Origin of the sequence: Streptococcus sp. AS20, from assembly GCF_000524255.1 — a bacterium.
GTDB classification, from domain to species: Bacteria; Bacillota; Bacilli; order Lactobacillales; family Streptococcaceae; genus Streptococcus; species Streptococcus constellatus.
This window is the reverse complement of sequence record NZ_JANS01000005.1, coordinates 229,211-245,633: the sequence shown is the minus strand read 5'-3', so window position 1 is coordinate 245,633 and position 16,423 is coordinate 229,211. Positions and strand designations below refer to the sequence as shown.

Here is a 16,423-nt window from a genome sequence, read left to right as displayed (position 1 = left end):
CGGTTCTCCTGTAAGTTAAGCGATTACTTCAATAATCTCTTGAACTTTTTTCGGCTCATTACTTATTTTAACATTTTTTTTGAATTCTGTAACTAGTTCTTGTGAAATTTTTTCATTTGCATAAATTTTTGCGACAATTTCATCGATTTTGACCGGCTCTCCGACTTTCTTTTCAAAAACAATTCCTGTTTCAAAGTCTAATGCATCAGATTTCACAGCTCGACCTGCGCCCAGCCGCATAGCAAATAAACCAAACTCCATCGCTGGTAATTCAGAAATATAACCCGCTTCATCTGCAGTCACTTCTACAACGTATTTTGCTGATGAAGGGCGGTACAAATCTTCTAAATCGCCACCTTGTGCAACAACCATGGCTTCAAATTTTTGCAGTGCCGATCCATCAAATAGATGTTCCCGCACTTCTTTTACAGTTTTTTCAACATTTGCTAAGCCAAGCATGATTTGGCCTAATTCACAAATAAATTCTGTTACATCTTCTCGTCCTTTTCCTTGCAGGATATCCAAAGCTTCAAGGATTTCCAAACGATTACCAATGCTAGTTCCCAGAGGTTGGCTCATATCAGTAATAACTGCTGTCGTCCTACGCCCAACCGCCTTTCCTAAATCAACCATAGTACGAGCTAGAGCACGTGCATCTTCTAGATTTTTCATAAATGCACCCTCGCCAACTGTCACGTCTAACAAAATACTATCCGCACCAGCTGCAATTTTCTTGCTCATAACAGAACTTGCAATCAGAGGAATCGTATCGACGGTAGCTGTCACATCACGCAAAGCATAAAGTAACTTATCAGCTTTCACCAACTGATTTGACTGACCAATAACGGACAATCCGATATCCTGCACTTGTTTAATAAATTCTTCTTGGCTGCGCTCAATCTGAAATCCTTTAATGGATTCTAGTTTATCAAGTGTTCCTCCTGTATGACCGAGTCCACGACCACTCATTTTAGCAACAGGCACGCCAAAACTAGCCACCAATGGTACTAACACCAGTGTCACTTTGTCGCCTACACCTCCGGTCGAATGTTTATCAACCTTGATTCCAGAAATAGCTGACAAATCAATTTGCTGACCTGTGCCTACCATGGTCATCGTCAAATCAGAAATCTCGCGAGTACTCATGCCTTTAAAATATACTGCCATTGCAAAAGCCGACATCTGATAATCGGGCACGGTTCCAGCAACATATCCTTCGATTAACCACTTAATTTCATCGCTGGTTAATTCTAAGCCATCCCGCTTTTTCTGAATAACATCAACTGTTCTCATATTTCCTTCCTACTTCTAAGGATATAATATCCCTTATCTTTTTTTAAAATTTCGCAATTTCCAAATACTTCTTCCATCTTAGCTTTTGCACTTGGCGCTCCCTGTTTTTTTTGAATAACAATCGTCAAGTCACCTCCGTCTAGTAAGTGCGCATGGCTTCCTGCAATCACCTCATGAACAATCTGTTTCCCAGCTCGAATCGGTGGATTGCTGATAATATGATGAAATCTCCCTTCTACATTTTGATAAATATTAGATTGAAAAATCGTAGCTAGAACTTGATTACGATTAGCATTTTGGCGAGCTAAATCAAGAGCACGCTGATTTATATCAACAAGGGTCGCCTTGACTTCTTTAGCCTTGACTAAAGTAAGTCCTAATGTTCCATAGCCACAACCAACATCTAATACGCTTTCTTGCTTATGAAAATCAAGACACTTTAAAAGCGTTTGACTTCCATAATCAATTATTTTCTTACTAAAGACGCCGGAGTCAGTCAAGAAAGTCATATTTTGCCCCAGAAGTTGAACGTTCAGTTCGTGAATATCATGTTCTGCATCTGGATTTTCTGCGAAATACATTTTAGTCATAAAACTATTTTAACATAAAGACCTTTTATTTGTAAACCGTTTACAATTTGTTTAAAATTATGATATACTAATGGTCATATTAATAGGAGTCCTCTATGAATAACGAATTTATCCATTTTGAAAAAATTAGTCGAAAAACTTGGCAAAACTTACATCGCAAAACAACTCCACCTTTAACGCAAAAAGAGCTAAATTCCATCAAAAGTTTCAATGATAAGATTAGCCTTCAAGATGTAACAGATGTTTATCTTCCCTTGACCAATCTCATCCAAATTTATAAGCGCTCAAAAGAAGATTTAGCATTTTCAAAAGGTATTTTTTTACAGAAAGCTATCAAACGCCAACCGTTTATTATCGGTGTCTCTGGCAGCGTTGCTGTTGGAAAATCTACTACCAGTCGGCTCTTGCAAATCCTTTTATCTAGAACATTTTCAAATGCTACTGTTGAATTGGTGACGACGGACGGATTTCTTTATCCAAATGCTCACTTGCAGGAGCAAAATCTTCTCAAGCGCAAAGGCTTTCCAGAAAGCTATAATATGGGGCTCTTGCTTGACTTTTTGGACAATATCAAAAATGGAAAGGATTATCAAATTCCTGTTTATTCTCATGAAATTTATGATATTGTTCCAGACGAAAAACAGTATGTTACAGCCGCAGATTTTGTCATCGTTGAAGGTATCAATGTTTTTCAAAATCCACAAAATGAACGTCTCTACATGACGGATTTCTTTGATTTTTCGATTTACGTGGATGCAGAAGTTGAAAATATCGAAACTTGGTATCTGGATCGTTTTAAAAAATTGCTCACTTTAGCAAAAGAAGAGCCAACTAACTATTATCATCCTTTCACTTCTCAGCCAGAAAACAAAGTCATGGAATTTGCTCAAAATGTCTGGAAATCTATTAATCTTGTCAATTTACAGGATTATATTGAACCCACACGCAACCGAGCCGAAATTATTCTTCATAAAACAGAAAATCATGAAATTGATGAAATTTATCTTAAAAAATAAAAAGGCTTGTCAAATTTCAACTTTTCATATATAATTAGATAGTTAGTATATCATTGGAGGTGAAAACATTGGCAAATATTAAATCAGCTATCAAACGCGCTGAATTAAACGTTAAACAAAACGAAAAAAACTCAGCTCAAAAATCAGCTATGCGTTCTGCAATTAAAGCATTTGAAGCAAATCCTTCTGAAGAACTTTTCCGCGCTGCAAGCTCAGCTATCGATAAAGCAGAAACTAAAGGTTTGATTCATAAAAACAAAGCGAGCCGCGATAAAGCACGTCTTGCTACAAAACTAGCAAAATAATCTGCATAACGTAAAAAAGAGCTCAGTGGAGCTTTTTTTGTTGCTGAAAACAGAAAGGCTAGATATGAAAATTGCAATCATTGGTTATTCTGGATCGGGAAAATCTACTTTAACGACCAAATTAGCCCAGTATTACTCTATTCCCAAATTGCATTTAGACACACTGCAGTTTCTACCCAATTGGGAAATGAGTGACCGCAGCTGGATGCAAGAGCAAGTTAAAGGATTTTTAGAAGCCAAAGAAAACTGGGTGATAGACGGAAACTACAGCTCCTGCTGCTATGAAGAGAGAATGAAACAAGCAGACCGAATTATTTTTTTAAATTTCTCACGTTGGAGTTGTCTCTATCGTGCTTTTAAGCGTTATCTGATTTATCGTGGCAAAAATCGCGATAGTACGGCAAAGGGGTGCATTGAAAAATTTGATTGGGAATTTATCCGCTGGATTCTACATGACGGGCGAACGATAAACATTCGCACGCGTTATGAAAAACTTCAAAAAATGTACGCTTCTAAATGGATAACCCTTCACAATCAAAAGGAACTAGATAACTTTTTAGCACAATTTTCATAAAAAACAAGAGCTATATCCCTAACTAAACTGAATATAGCTCTCTTGTTTTATTTTTTAATGCTGTCAATGTGTTCTAACAAATATAACAGAAATTGAGGAATCGTCTTCAACATATCCTTTTCATAGACGCGTTCTGTTAACTGATGTAAATCCTTTCCCCAAGGACCCAGATTGATTCCAGGAACATTGATATCCTGAATTTTCTCGAAATCAATCGGATATAAATTTTCAGGGACAGCCATACTATCGATAATTTTCTGATGTTCTTCAACAGATTTTTCTAAAGCACAGTAACTAATATCGCAAATTCCCATAAAGAACTCTTCTACTGTTAGACGAGCAGCCGCCGTATCAGCTAAGTATCTACTATAAAGTGCAATGAGTTTTTCAATATCAACCACACTATTTTTCAGATGCCGGCAATTCATAGAAGGATAATAAGGTGGTGCAATGGTCAGCACCACAAATGCTTCCTTTTTATCATAGAAATCTAACACCTTTTGAACAGTTTCAATGGTTATTTCTTGATAGCTTAAGCCCGCTTGAAATGCTTTATGAGCAGATCGGGTTACCTTGTGCATAAATTCTTCAAATCCAGACTTCTTTTGACATAACTGGATTAACTCATCATAAGTCAGTACACGAGGTTTTGTGACTTTTTTATACTCTTTATAAACCACCTGCAAAGTCTGATAGCGCTCATAAAATTCATCAACAGCTTCTTGACAAAGATGTTGAATTGTCATCATCAGCTCTTTCGGACTTTTATCTAAATAAAGAACGTTAAAATAGCCTGCTGCCCTGAGAACAGTTGATACATCATAATTTTCCTTCAAATCACGCATATAAGACCATGAGGGCAAAGGAGCCCGCTCTCCATCAATCAAATCCGACAAGAGAGGATTAAGATCAATTTTTTCTACTACTTTTGCTAGAAGCGAAACAGCATTGATACCCTTGAGAGGCTCTTTCATGTGGGAAAGAATACCCTGCGTAACCACGACAGGCATCATTTTCCCAACTGTTCCAACATGCAGCATTTTTTCCTGAGCTGAATTGCTTTCAAATGGTTCTGAATCAATAGCCAAGATATAATTTAAATGAAATTTCTTCTTCAAATCAGAGAGCAAACCTACCGCAGCTCGCATTCCTTGAGAATAAGATTCCTCATCTCCAACAGATAAATAAAGAAGATTCACTTTCCCTTCTGCTTTGCTCGCATATTCTGCAACTACTCCCAATTGCAAAGCCAATGCAGCTTTCATATCACATGATCCACGACCAAATTGCCATTCGTTAGAAATTATATCTTCTAACACATCCTGACCCAGTGCAGAACTTGCTAAAGCCTTTTTCAAAGCCATATTATCAAAGGCAATTTCCTTTAAATTGCCAAAATCCTCAATATCAACTGTATCATGGTGATGAAACAAAATCACTGTATCTGCACAATGACGTTTTACTAAAGCCCAATTCACGCTGCGATGAAAAAAATCATTCGGAATCTGATATGTGCCAAAGTAATCCGAATGCTCCTGAAAATACGGCAGACTGCCAATATATTGATTGAGAAAATTTTCTATATTTCTTTCTGAACTCGTATGGGTGAAACTCTCAATTGCCATACTCTTGTCAAAAACATCTTGAATCCTATTTTTCATCAATGGCTCCTTCAACTTTTTAATAAAAATAGCTCACTAGCTTTATTATATACCTTCAAAATAACAGTTTCAATCCATTTTATCGTTTCTGATTCTATAAAATTTACGCAAACGTTTGCGTCAAAAGAGTTATTTTGATAAAATAATAGCCATCAAGATAAGAAAGAAGTATCTCGTATGGAAAATCAAACATTGATGCAATATTTTGAATGGTATCTACCAAATGACGGACAACATTGGAATCGCTTAGCAAAAGATGCCCCACATCTAGCTTCTAAAGGGATTTGCAAGGTTTGGATGCCACCAGCTTTTAAAGCTACTAGTTCCAACGATGTTGGTTACGGTATCTATGACCTATTTGATTTAGGCGAGTTTGACCAAAAAGGAACGATTCGAACAAAGTACGGCTTAAAAGAAGAATATTTGAAAGCTATTAAGTCGCTCAAAGAAAATGGAATCGAGCCTATTGCAGATATCGTTTTAAATCACAAAGCAGCAGCAGATTACAAAGAGCGATTTACTGTTATTGAAGTTGACCCAAACGATCGTACAGTTGCACTCTCTGAACCTTTTGAAATTAAAGGTTGGACTAAATTCACGTTTCCAGGTCGCCACAAAAAATACAATGATTTTGAGTGGCATTGGTATCACTTTACTGGGACTGATTACGATGCTCAACGGAATAAATCAGGGATTTATCTCATTCAAGGAGACAACAAAGGGTGGGCAGATGATGACTTAGTTGATAACGAAAATGGCAATTTTGATTATCTCATGTATGCTGACCTTGATTTTAAGCACCCAGAAGTCATTCAAAACCTTTATGATTGGGCAGATTGGTTTATCGAAACGACTGGCATTCATGGCTTTAGGTTAGACGCTATTAAGCATATCGACTCTTTCTTTATGAGAAATTTTATCCGTGATATTATGGCGAAGTATGGAGAAAATTTCTATGTCTTTGGAGAGTTTTGGAATGGTGATGAAACTGCAAATAACGATTATTTAGGAAGCATTGACTATCGTTTTGATTTAGTTGATGTCAAGCTTCATCATAATCTATTTGATGCTAGTCGCGCTGGAGTGGACTATGATTTGAGAAATATTTTTGAACAAACACTCGTCAAAAATCATCCTGAATCGGCTGTTACTTTTGTCGATAATCACGACACACAACGTGGACAAGCGCTGGAATCAACTGTTGAAGAATGGTTTAAGCCTGCTGCTTATGCTCTCATTTTATTGCGTAAAGCAGGTCTACCTTGCGTTTTCTATGGAGACTACTATGGTATCAACGGCGAATTCGCTCAAGCCAGCTTCCAAACAGTTCTTGATAAATTATTAGATATTCGCCTCAACTTAGCCTATGGCGAACAGACGGATTATTTTGACGACGAGCATTGCATTGCTTGGACCCGTTCAGGCAAAGACAATGGACAGCCAATTGCTGTTATTTTGACAAATGATCAAGCTAATTCAAAACGCATGTATATTGGTGAAAATTGGGCTGGTAAGGAGTTTAAAGATTACTTAGGAAACAATTCTTCAGCCGTGATAATCGAGGAAGACGGCTGGGCAGATTTCCCAGTTGCAGAAAAATCAGTTAGCGTCTGGTCTGCGCAATAAAATAAGGAACACAGAGAGAGCCAAACCCAAATTCGCTCTCTCTGTCGATCGGGGCGACGAAGCAAACCGAAAGTTGAGACCCCCGTCCGCCCGGCTGACAGCATAAACTAAAACTTAGGCGGCTCGTCCGCCCAGTCGACAGAATAAACCGAAACTTAGACAACTTGTCCGCCCGGCTAACGGAATAAACTGAAACTTAGTCAGCTCGTCCGCCCAGCTGACAGAATAAATTAAAACTCAGGCAACTCGTCTGCCGGGCTGACGGAATAAACTAAAATTTACTTGCTTCGTCCGCCGGGCATATGAAAGCAAGAAAGAACGATGTTGACATTCTCATTCAACTATGCTTTTAAACAAGAAAAAAACACGACCAAATCAAGATTAGCTAACAACTCGTCTTGACTTGGTCGCGTTTTATTATCATCTTTCGGAATAACTTTCTTTACAGGTACACTGAAAGTATCCTAAATCTATTTTTTCTTTTTATTATCCGTTCGAATCGCAATCTTCACCTCAAAAATAGTTCCTTTAGGCTTATTGTCTTTCACTGCAATGGTTCCTTTAAGAGCTTCTGTGATTTGCTTTGCAAGCGACAACCCTAAACCAAAACCACCTGTCTGCCGAGTCCGTGCTTTATCAACACGATAAAAACGATCAAAAATCTTTTTCTTATCTGCCGTACTAATCCCCGGACCATTATCCGAAACCTTCAAAAACAAATTTCGATCATTTGCAGAAATTGTCAATTCAATCACACCATCTTCATCTGTATATTTCAGGGCATTATCAAACAAGATAGTCATCAATTGCTTCAGTAAGGTTTTATCCGTTTTAATTACGCGGTGAATCTTATTGTCAAACCGGAAAATTTTCCCATTCTCTGCGGCAACCATTTCATAGTTGGTGAAAGTTGTATTAAAGAAATTTGGCTCGACATCGCCAATTTCTGGTTTAATCCCGTCGTCACGTCGTGCTAGATTGAGTAAGTTTGTCGTCAACATTTTCATATTCCGCACTTCATCCAAACTAGAAGCAATGCTTTCACTGGCTTCCATAATAGTAGCTTCTGGCTTTCTAAATAAAGTCTCCAAACGATTTTGCAACACAGCTAGAGGTGTACGCAACTCATGACTAGCGTTTTCGACAAAACTTTTTTGCTTTTGAATGCTTTCTAAAAGAGGTTTAACACTGACCCGTGCAAGATAAACACTAGCAATCAAGGAAATTCCCCAGAAACTAATCATCACCACCACAATCAACTGTTCATGATTTTGACTAGTTTGTTCCAATTGACTGATATTGATAAAAACCGCTGCGTATTTGACATTGGTCTCCAAATTAGGCAGTTTTACCTCAAATAAAATCATTCGATAGGTTTCTTCTCGACCATAATTGCTTTTTACTTGAATCTGACGAATGTGGTCTAATTGCTTGCTATTAAAGGAAAGTTTATTGAACCCTAAGAAATTATTGCTTGTAATAATCGGCTTATAATTCTTATCAAATAAAATAACTTCTGTATTGGCACTAACATTTGGTTTATCTGTCAACTCTTTGTCAGCTGTTCCACTTTTAGGCTCTCCATTTTCTGACTTTTGATCTAGCCCTACTTTTCGAGCAAGCGCTAAATTAATCACAGAAGCCGAATCTTGACTCAAGCTTTTTAAATTGTTATCTACCGTTGTATAAAGGCTTGAGCGCATAACTTGAATGATAATCAAAGTCATAGCTGAGAAAATGAGAGTAAAAATACCAAAATTGCGAATGAAATAAGAAAAATCATCCGCATACCATGCTTTTTTTAGTTTATTCAGCATCTTTTAAAATATATCCGACGCTGCGAAGTGTTTGAAGATTATTCGCAAAGGTCGTCCCTTTCAATTTTTTCCGAATTTTTGAGACATAAACTTCTACAACTGAAATGGTTGTATCACTATCAAACCCCCATAAGCGATCGAAAATCTGCGTCTTCGGTAGAATAACATTTTGATTCTGCAAGAAATATACTAATAAATCAAATTCTTTTCCGAGTAACTCTACTTCATTTCCATCTACAAGTGTCGTGTTCGTTGACAAATTAATGGTTACATCGCCATAAGAAAGAGTATTTTCATTAAACTTGCCCGATCGTTTCAAAAGAGCTTGAATCCGCATTTTTAACTCTTCCAAATAAAATGGTTTGGTCAAATAATCATCGGCTCCCAGCTCAAAGCCATGTCCTTTATCATTCAAACTCTCTTTAGCTGTCATAATCAATACCGGTGTTGTAACACCTTTTTCACGTAATCCCTTCAATACTTGAAAACCGTCTTTTTCCGGTAACATCAAATCAAGTAAGATAAGATCGTACACACCACTTTCAGCTTCGTACAAGCCTTCCTCACCATCAAAAACTTGCATGACATCTGCAAAATCATCCAAAAAATCAAATACTGAGTTAGATAAACCAAGGTCATCTTCTACTAATAGAATCTTAATCATACGCTTTTCCTTCTAAAAATATGAGTTTAGGACAAATATCCCTCAATCAATAATTCGTTATGTACTAAACGGCGCAATAGCCGAGCATTTAAGCAGCATCCTGTTTCTTTCAGAATAGAATAAGAACTAAAAATTTTAAAATTCCACTTCTTCCCCATTCCCTTAATTATGAACCAATCAACTATTTTCACATTTTCGTGTTAAAACTCAATCTACTGACTTTCTGCTATTCTGATTCTATTATAGCATGACTTTCTCTAAAATATTAAGAATTTGTTGTATTTGAGTCATTATTTTCTGTCGTACTACTATTCTTGTCTGATTTAGTCGAACCGTCAGCATTTGATGGAGCTTTTTTCTTTGAGTTATTATTATTTCCTGATCCATTTTGACTATTACTATTATCATTTTGGTCACCGTTTTGTTGGGAAGGTCTTCCATTGGGATCACCTTGGTTATTTCCACTTTGTCCACCCGGAGGTATTCCCGGACCACCTTGGTTTCCTTGTTGGTTTTTTTGCGCCTGAGTTGTCGTACTTGTCTGTACTTTAGTTTGCTGATTAAGCGCATTTGTCGCCAATGAGCCAATACCTAGCCCACCAAGAAGACCGACAGCAAGTGATCCGCCTGCTACAACAGTCATCCACCATTTCGTACTTTTTTCCACTATGATCATCTTCTCTTTTCTACTTGTATTCTCTTGTTTCATTTTTATCAAATTCCTTCTTTCTATTTTTAAGCATTCAGAGACTGTGTTACAAAGAACATTGCAATGATTCAGCTCTTCTTTATGATAAAGCGTATCAAATCAATATACTTAACTTTGAATTTCTATCTCATCACACTCTTTCTTTTGAATGTACCTATCATATCCATTTTTTCTTAAAAGTGACTGAATTTTTTCTTAAATAAACCTAAAACTAAAGAAAGAAAATAGTGAAACAATACAGAAATAATAGAAATAAAAAAACTAAATCCGATAAATACGAATTAGTTTAGAAACGATTTTATTGAACCCCGGTTAGAAAAGTGAAAACTATGTCTCTTTTTTGTCAAAAAGCCGGTTAGTATCTATTTTGTCTTTGAGTAATGCTGCTATTTCTTTTGGTTTTTCTGTATATAAGGAGTGACCACAGCCAGACACTTCTAGAATGTCTATAAAATCCGGAATATTTTTCAAAGCATTCTGTTTCCAGATGGGCGTACCTTGATTTACTCTTGGAATAAACAATATCACATTTCTATTCTGTAAAAGAGATAGTTTCCCCGTAGTTTGTCGTCTAATAGTTAACAAACGAGTGAGAAGTATTTCAGACAAGTTCAAATGCCAATACCTTTGTACCTCATCAAATACAAAACTTTTTTTAACTGCTCTCTCTATATTTTCTGACCACACAGTGGCATTTTGCTTTTCTGCTATAATAGCTCCTTCTAAATTTCTATAAGTATTCGTTTGAAGATAATTCAAAGCATCTTCTATTTCTACATTTAAAGGGCAAATCTTGTCCATATCAATATATCCACCATCTAGTAAGACGAGATGCATAATATTATTATAAACACTTGTTAGATAAACTGCTAAATCTGCTCCCAAAGAGTGGGCAATTAACAAAATATCATCTTCCATATCAACTTGTGCTACAAACCAGTCTTTCAAAGCCTGTAATGAAGTTAATCGTTCTTTCAACTTAGAATCATACATATCCAGATAAACAACTGGAAAATGCAAAGAGTCGAAAAAGTCTTGAGGATAGAAACGATTGCATCCTAAACCACCAATAAAATAAGCTTTCATATTTTCCTCCTTTCTCTCACTGCTATAGAAACAAAACTTACTTTAGCTTTTATTTGTTTCGCTTTCAAAATATACAAATTTGGCCAAACATAACAAAAGCTCTTTAGTAACAAGAGCTTTCAGCATATTACGATGTCCCCTGCCGGAATCGAACCAGCAACTACTCCTTAGGAGGGAGTTGTTATATCCATTGAACTAAGGGGACTAGAGAAAAACTCTGCCGACAGACAGAGTTATTTCTACATTAACGGCGAATTTCTTTAATACGCGCAGCTTTACCTTGTAATGCACGAAGGTAATACAATTTCGCACGACGTACTTTACCGTAACGTACTACTTCAATCTTTTCAACACGGGGTGTGTGAAGTGGGAAGATACGTTCAACACCTACACCGTTAGAGATTTTACGAACAGTATAGTTTTCTGAAATACCTGCACCCTTACGAGCGATAACCACACCCTCGAAAATTTGGATACGTTCGCGGTTTCCTTCGACAACTTTCGCATGAACACGAACAGTATCACCAGGACGGAACGCAGGAATATCAGTACGAAGTTGACCTTCAGTCAAACTTTGGATTAATGGATTCATTTTTCTTCTCCTATCTTACTAATCTTACGATTCAAGACCACAGCGGATTAGTCGTTTTCTAGTGCTTCCATTACGCACTAACTAATATCATAACAAATTTTATAAAAATTGTAAATGCCTTGTTTGAATTATTTTTCTTTTTGGAAGGGTTATTGAAGAACTAAAGAAGCCGCTCCAATGACACCTGCATCATTTCCAAGCGTTGCAAGTGCCAGCTTTGTCGAAGTACGCACTTGTGGGAAAGAATTTTCTTCATAAACCTTACGAACACCGTCTAGTAAAAATTCTCCTGCAGCAGAGACACCACCACCAATAACAATCGTTGATGGATTTAAGATTGATCCAATGTTTGCACAGGCAATACCAAGGTAACGAGAAAAATTTCGATAAACAATGAGAGCTAATTCGTCTCCAGATTTAGCTAAGTCAAAGACTATTTTTGCATTAACATCTTCGCCGTTATCAATCAGTTTTTTTAGCTCTGCATCACCAGCATATTCATCAGCATAGCGACGCGTTAAATTAACAATACCTGTTGCAGAAGCTACTGTTTCTAAACAACCTTTCTTGCCACAAGTACAAAGGATTGGTTGATCAAAATCAACTGTAATATGGCCCAATTCTCCTCCTGCTCCAGCTACACCATGCAGTAGTTTACCTTCCGCGACAATACCACCACCGACACCTGTTCCAAGAGTCATAAACACAACATCGGGCTGATTTTCACCAGCACCTTTCCAACGTTCGCCAAGAGCAGCTACATTTGCGTCATTATCAATAAAGAAAGAAATACCAGTTGCTTTCTCAATTTTTTCTTTTACAGGTTGTAAAGTTTTCCAGTTGAGATTATAAGCCCCAATAACCGTTCCTTTTTCACGATCCACAACACCAGGTGAACCCATGCCAATTCCAATGAAATCTTCTGCCCCAAGTCCCAATAGTCGCAAGCGATGATTGATAGATTCAATCATATCATCAACAATATGACTACCTTCATCTAAAATGTTTGTCTTAATAGACCATTTTTCTTGAACTTCTCCCTCTCGGGTTAGAATCGCAAACTTAACCGATGTGCCACCTAGGTCAATCCCAATGATTTTTTTAGACATACTACTCTCCTCTAATAACTATTTTCATTTTCATTATAACAGATTTTTCAAGAATTGAAAAGGTTTGCATAAAACTTAATATATCTTAACCCAGTCTAAATCGCTTCTGTCATGAAGCTACGGCTTTCTAAAACTTGAAGCATGGCATTGGCTGTATCAAGCGCAGTAAAAAGTGGTACACCATGTTCAATGGCAGAGCTGCGAATAGCCGCACCATCTTCATCTGCCGTTCGCTTTGTTCCGACCGTATTGATAATTGCCTGAACCTTGCCTTTGCGAATAAAGGCTGGAATATCATTATGATCATCTGTACCAATTTTTTCAACTAATTGCGCTTGAATACCATTTTCTTTAAAGAATTTAGCGGTACCTTCCGTGGCTAAAATACTGTAACCAATATTTGAGAAACGACGTGCTAACGCCAATGCTTCTTCTTTAGTATCATCAGCAATGGTAAAAATGACATTACCAAAAGCAGGAAGGTGGAAATAAGATGCTTCAAAAGCTTTATAAAGCGCTTTTTCAAGAGTTGAATCAGTCCCCATGACTTCGCCTGTAGATTTCATCTCAGGTCCTAAAAGACTGTCAACCTTAGCTAATTTGGTGAAGGAAAAGACTGGAGCTTTAACATGAACAGTTTGACTTTCTGGATAAAGGCCATCCTTATAGCTAAGTTCAGCCAGACTGCTTCCTAAAATCAATTTAGTAGCAATTTGTGCCATTGGTATATCTGTCACTTTAGATAAAAACGGTACTGTTCGACTGGCACGCGGATTAACTTCAATAACATAAACGGTTTCGTCTTTGATGACAAACTGAATATTCATTATCCCGATACAGTTTAGTCCGATAGCCAAGCGTTTTGTATAATCTGCAATGGTTGCCTGAACTTCTTTTGAAAGAGTTTGCGGTGGATAGACAGCCATAGAATCTCCTGAGTGGACACCGGCACGCTCAATATGTTCCATAATGCCGGGAATAAGAACGTCCTTACCGTCAGAAATGGCATCTACCTCACATTCACTGCCGACTAAATAAGAATCAACCAATACAGGATGATCCGGACTGGCCTTTACAGCTGTTCGCATGTAAGAGCGTAAATCGTTTTCATTTTCAACAATTTCCATAGCACGTCCCCCAAGAACGTAAGATGGGCGAACAAGCACTGGAAAACCAATTTTACGAGCCGAAGCGACCGCTTCTTCTTCATTTGTTGCTGTTTGTCCCGGCGGTTGAGGAATATTTAAATCCTTTAAAACCTGCTCGAAAAGATCACGGTCTTCTGCACGGTCAAGATCAGCTACTTGCGTACCCAGAATTGTCACACCAGCATGCGATAATGGTTCTGCCAAATTGATAGCTGTTTGTCCGCCAAACTGAACAATGACACCTTTAGGTTGCTCCAACTCAATTACATTCATAACATCTTCAAAAGTTAGCGGTTCAAAATAAAGTTTATCAGAAACTGAAAAATCTGTTGAAACGGTCTCAGGATTGGAATTCATGATAATAGCTTCATAACCTGCGTTTTGAATGGCTTTGACAGAATGAACTGTCGCATAATCAAATTCAACTCCCTGTCCGATACGAATCGGACCTGAACCCAAAACAATGACGGATTCTTTTTCTGATTTGATGGACTCATTTTCCCATTCGTAAGTCGAGTAGAAATAAGGTGTTGCAGATTCAAATTCAGCCGCACAAGTATCAACCATCTTATAAACAGGAATTATCTTGTTGTCAAGACGAAGCTTGCGAACAGCATCTGCTGTCATCTGCCAGATATCAGCAATTTTTCGATCAGCAAAACCATTGTGCTTAGCTTCTTTGAGAATAGCAATATCACCAACCTTGGCTGCTAATTCTGTTTCAATTTCAAAGATATGCAAGAGCTTATCAAGAAAGAAAAGATCAATTTTTGTTAAATCCGACAGTTCCTCAATGGAATATCCACGACGAATGGCTTCAGAAAGATAGAAAAGACGATCATCTTGAGCCTTAACAATTTTGGCTACCAAAGCGTCGTCACTAACATTGGTAAGCTCTGGCATCTCATTATGGTAAACACCGATTTCAAGGGAACGGCAAGCTTTGAGAAGACTTTCTTCAATATTACGCCCAATAGCCATGACTTCACCAGTCGCCTTCATCTGTGTTCCAAGACGACGTTCACCATGTTCAAATTTATCAAATGGAAAACGCGGAATCTTAGCCACTACATAGTCCAAAGCTGGTTCAAACATGGCATAAGTTGTCCCCGTAACTGGATTAATCATCTCATCCAGAGTTAAACCAACAGCGATTTTTGCAGCTAATTTAGCGATAGGGTAGCCAGTTGCTTTAGAAGCTAGAGCTGATGAACGTGAGACACGTGGATTAACCTCAATGACATAGTATTTAAAGCTATGCGGATCCAGAGCCAGTTGTACATTACAACCACCTTCAATCTTAAGGGCACGAATAATTTTTAAACTAGCATCACGCAGCATTTGATTTTCGATATCTGAAAGTGTCTGCGTTGGCGCAAAAACGATAGAATCCCCTGTATGAATACCAACTGGATCAAAATTTTCCATGTTACAGACAACCAGAGCATTATCTGCACTGTCTCTCATAACTTCATATTCGATTTCCTTAAAGCCAGCAATAGAACGCTCAATCAGACATTGCGTTACAGGTGACAGTTTGAGACCATTTTCAGCAATTTCACGAAGTTCTTTCTCATCTGCACACATACCGCCACCTGTGCCGCCAAGAGTAAATGCCGGACGAACAATGACTGGATAGCCAATCTTAGCAGCAAATGCAACAGCTTCGTCAACGCTATTAACGATATCAGATTCTGGAATAGGCTGTTCTAAATCTTCCATCAATTGCTTGAAAAGATCGCGATCTTCAGCCTGATCAATAGCAGACAGCTTGGTTCCTAAAAGTTCAACACCCAACTCATCAAGAATCCCAGCTCTTGATAATTCCATCGCCATATTAAGACCTGTCTGTCCACCAAGAGTTGGCAGTATGGCATCGGGACGTTCTTTTCTTAAAATTCGAGTTACAAATTCAATAGTGATAGGTTCAATATAGACCTTATCTGCAATTTCTTTATCTGTCATGATTGTCGCTGGGTTTGAATTGACCAGAACGACACTATAACCTTCTTCTTTTAAAGCAAGACAGGCTTGGGTTCCTGCATAATCAAATTCAGCAGCCTGTCCAATGATAATGGGACCAGAGCCAATCACCATAATTTTTTTAATATCTGTACGTTTAGGCATTTATAAGATATTAAGGGCGTTAAGCGGATATAGCAAAAATAGGAAACTAGCCGACGACGCTCGCGTCTAGGATGTACTTATCTTTTTTGCAAAGTCCACATCCCGT

The 16,423-nt window shown here is 37.7% G+C and carries 14 protein-coding genes and 1 tRNA gene; 4 read left to right on the top strand and 11 right to left on the bottom strand.

Translation table 11 applies throughout. The features are described from left to right. Positions 1-15: 15 nt before the first annotated feature. Together HMPREF1514_RS02170 and HMPREF1514_RS02165 are read right to left on the bottom strand one after the other, a co-directional pair. Positions 16-1,293, bottom strand: coding sequence for a pyrimidine-nucleoside phosphorylase (locus tag HMPREF1514_RS02170; protein WP_003068925.1), 1,278 nt, complete (start codon positions 1,291-1,293; stop codon positions 16-18). Next, positions 1,290-1,883 carry a class I SAM-dependent methyltransferase gene (locus HMPREF1514_RS02165; RefSeq protein WP_037596949.1) on the bottom strand — a complete coding sequence of 198 codons (594 nt, stop codon included), beginning with the start codon at positions 1,881-1,883 and terminating at the stop codon, positions 1,290-1,292. Before HMPREF1514_RS02165 ends, HMPREF1514_RS02170 begins: the two co-directional genes overlap by 4 nt. 95 nt (positions 1,884-1,978) lie before the next feature. On the opposite strand from HMPREF1514_RS02165, the gene coaA reads away from it, so the two are divergent. The 3 genes from coaA to HMPREF1514_RS02150 all read left to right on the top strand — a co-directional run bounded on the left by coaA (position 1,979) and on the right by HMPREF1514_RS02150 (position 3,778). Next, complete coding sequence (gene coaA / locus HMPREF1514_RS02160) at positions 1,979-2,899, top strand: type I pantothenate kinase (protein WP_003068922.1); 921 nt, start codon at positions 1,979-1,981, stop codon at positions 2,897-2,899. Between the two features lie 68 nt (positions 2,900-2,967). Then, the gene (rpsT, locus tag HMPREF1514_RS02155) at positions 2,968-3,204 is read left to right on the top strand and encodes a 30S ribosomal protein S20 (RefSeq protein WP_006269392.1); all 237 of its coding nucleotides are present in this window, start codon (positions 2,968-2,970) and stop codon (positions 3,202-3,204) included. A gap of 64 nt (positions 3,205-3,268) precedes the next feature. Beyond that, on the top strand, positions 3,269-3,778 hold the full coding sequence (locus HMPREF1514_RS02150; RefSeq protein ID WP_020997811.1) for a DNA topology modulation protein: 510 nt from the start codon (positions 3,269-3,271) through the stop codon (positions 3,776-3,778). Positions 3,779-3,825: 47 nt separating this feature from the next. Here HMPREF1514_RS02150 and HMPREF1514_RS02145 read toward each other — a convergent pair whose 3' ends face one another. After that, positions 3,826-5,439, bottom strand: a complete 1,614-nt coding sequence (locus HMPREF1514_RS02145; RefSeq protein WP_037596947.1) for a M20/M25/M40 family metallo-hydrolase — start codon at positions 5,437-5,439, stop codon at positions 3,826-3,828. A 177-nt stretch (positions 5,440-5,616) separates the two neighbouring features. Between HMPREF1514_RS02145 and HMPREF1514_RS02140 the strand changes: the two genes are divergently transcribed. Beyond that, positions 5,617-7,065 carry an alpha-amylase gene (locus tag HMPREF1514_RS02140; protein ID WP_037596945.1) on the top strand — a complete coding sequence of 483 codons (1,449 nt, stop codon included), beginning with the start codon at positions 5,617-5,619 and terminating at the stop codon, positions 7,063-7,065. 470 nt (positions 7,066-7,535) lie between these two features. Here HMPREF1514_RS02140 and HMPREF1514_RS02135 read toward each other — a convergent pair whose 3' ends face one another. The 8 genes from HMPREF1514_RS02135 to carB all read right to left on the bottom strand — a co-directional run bounded on the left by HMPREF1514_RS02135 (position 7,536) and on the right by carB (position 16,317). Continuing rightward, a complete protein-coding gene (locus HMPREF1514_RS02135) occupies positions 7,536-8,882 on the bottom strand; it encodes a sensor histidine kinase (protein ID WP_037596944.1) in 1,347 nt (448 codons plus the stop codon). Beyond that, complete coding sequence (locus tag HMPREF1514_RS02130; protein ID WP_003068917.1) at positions 8,872-9,546, bottom strand: response regulator transcription factor; 675 nt, start codon at positions 9,544-9,546, stop codon at positions 8,872-8,874. The genes HMPREF1514_RS02135 and HMPREF1514_RS02130 overlap by 11 nt, the downstream gene beginning before the upstream one ends. 265 nt (positions 9,547-9,811) lie before the next feature. Then, complete coding sequence (locus HMPREF1514_RS02125; protein ID WP_037596942.1) at positions 9,812-10,255, bottom strand: hypothetical protein; 444 nt, start codon at positions 10,253-10,255, stop codon at positions 9,812-9,814. A gap of 327 nt (positions 10,256-10,582) precedes the next feature. After that, positions 10,583-11,341 (bottom strand): alpha/beta hydrolase, encoded by a 759-nt coding sequence (locus HMPREF1514_RS02120; RefSeq protein ID WP_037596940.1) that lies wholly within the window; start codon positions 11,339-11,341, stop codon positions 10,583-10,585. 133 nt (positions 11,342-11,474) lie between these two features. After that, positions 11,475-11,546, bottom strand: a tRNA-Arg gene (locus HMPREF1514_RS02115). 39 nt (positions 11,547-11,585) lie between these two features. Continuing rightward, positions 11,586-11,933 (bottom strand): 50S ribosomal protein L19, encoded by a 348-nt coding sequence (gene rplS / locus HMPREF1514_RS02110; RefSeq protein WP_003024326.1) that lies wholly within the window; start codon positions 11,931-11,933, stop codon positions 11,586-11,588. A gap of 149 nt (positions 11,934-12,082) precedes the next feature. Next, positions 12,083-13,042 carry an ROK family glucokinase gene (locus HMPREF1514_RS02105; RefSeq protein ID WP_037596938.1) on the bottom strand — a complete coding sequence of 320 codons (960 nt, stop codon included), beginning with the start codon at positions 13,040-13,042 and terminating at the stop codon, positions 12,083-12,085. Positions 13,043-13,137: 95 nt separating this feature from the next. Continuing rightward, the gene (carB, locus tag HMPREF1514_RS02100) at positions 13,138-16,317 is read right to left on the bottom strand and encodes a carbamoyl-phosphate synthase large subunit (RefSeq protein ID WP_037596937.1); all 3,180 of its coding nucleotides are present in this window, start codon (positions 16,315-16,317) and stop codon (positions 13,138-13,140) included. Positions 16,318-16,423 lie beyond the last annotated feature (106 nt).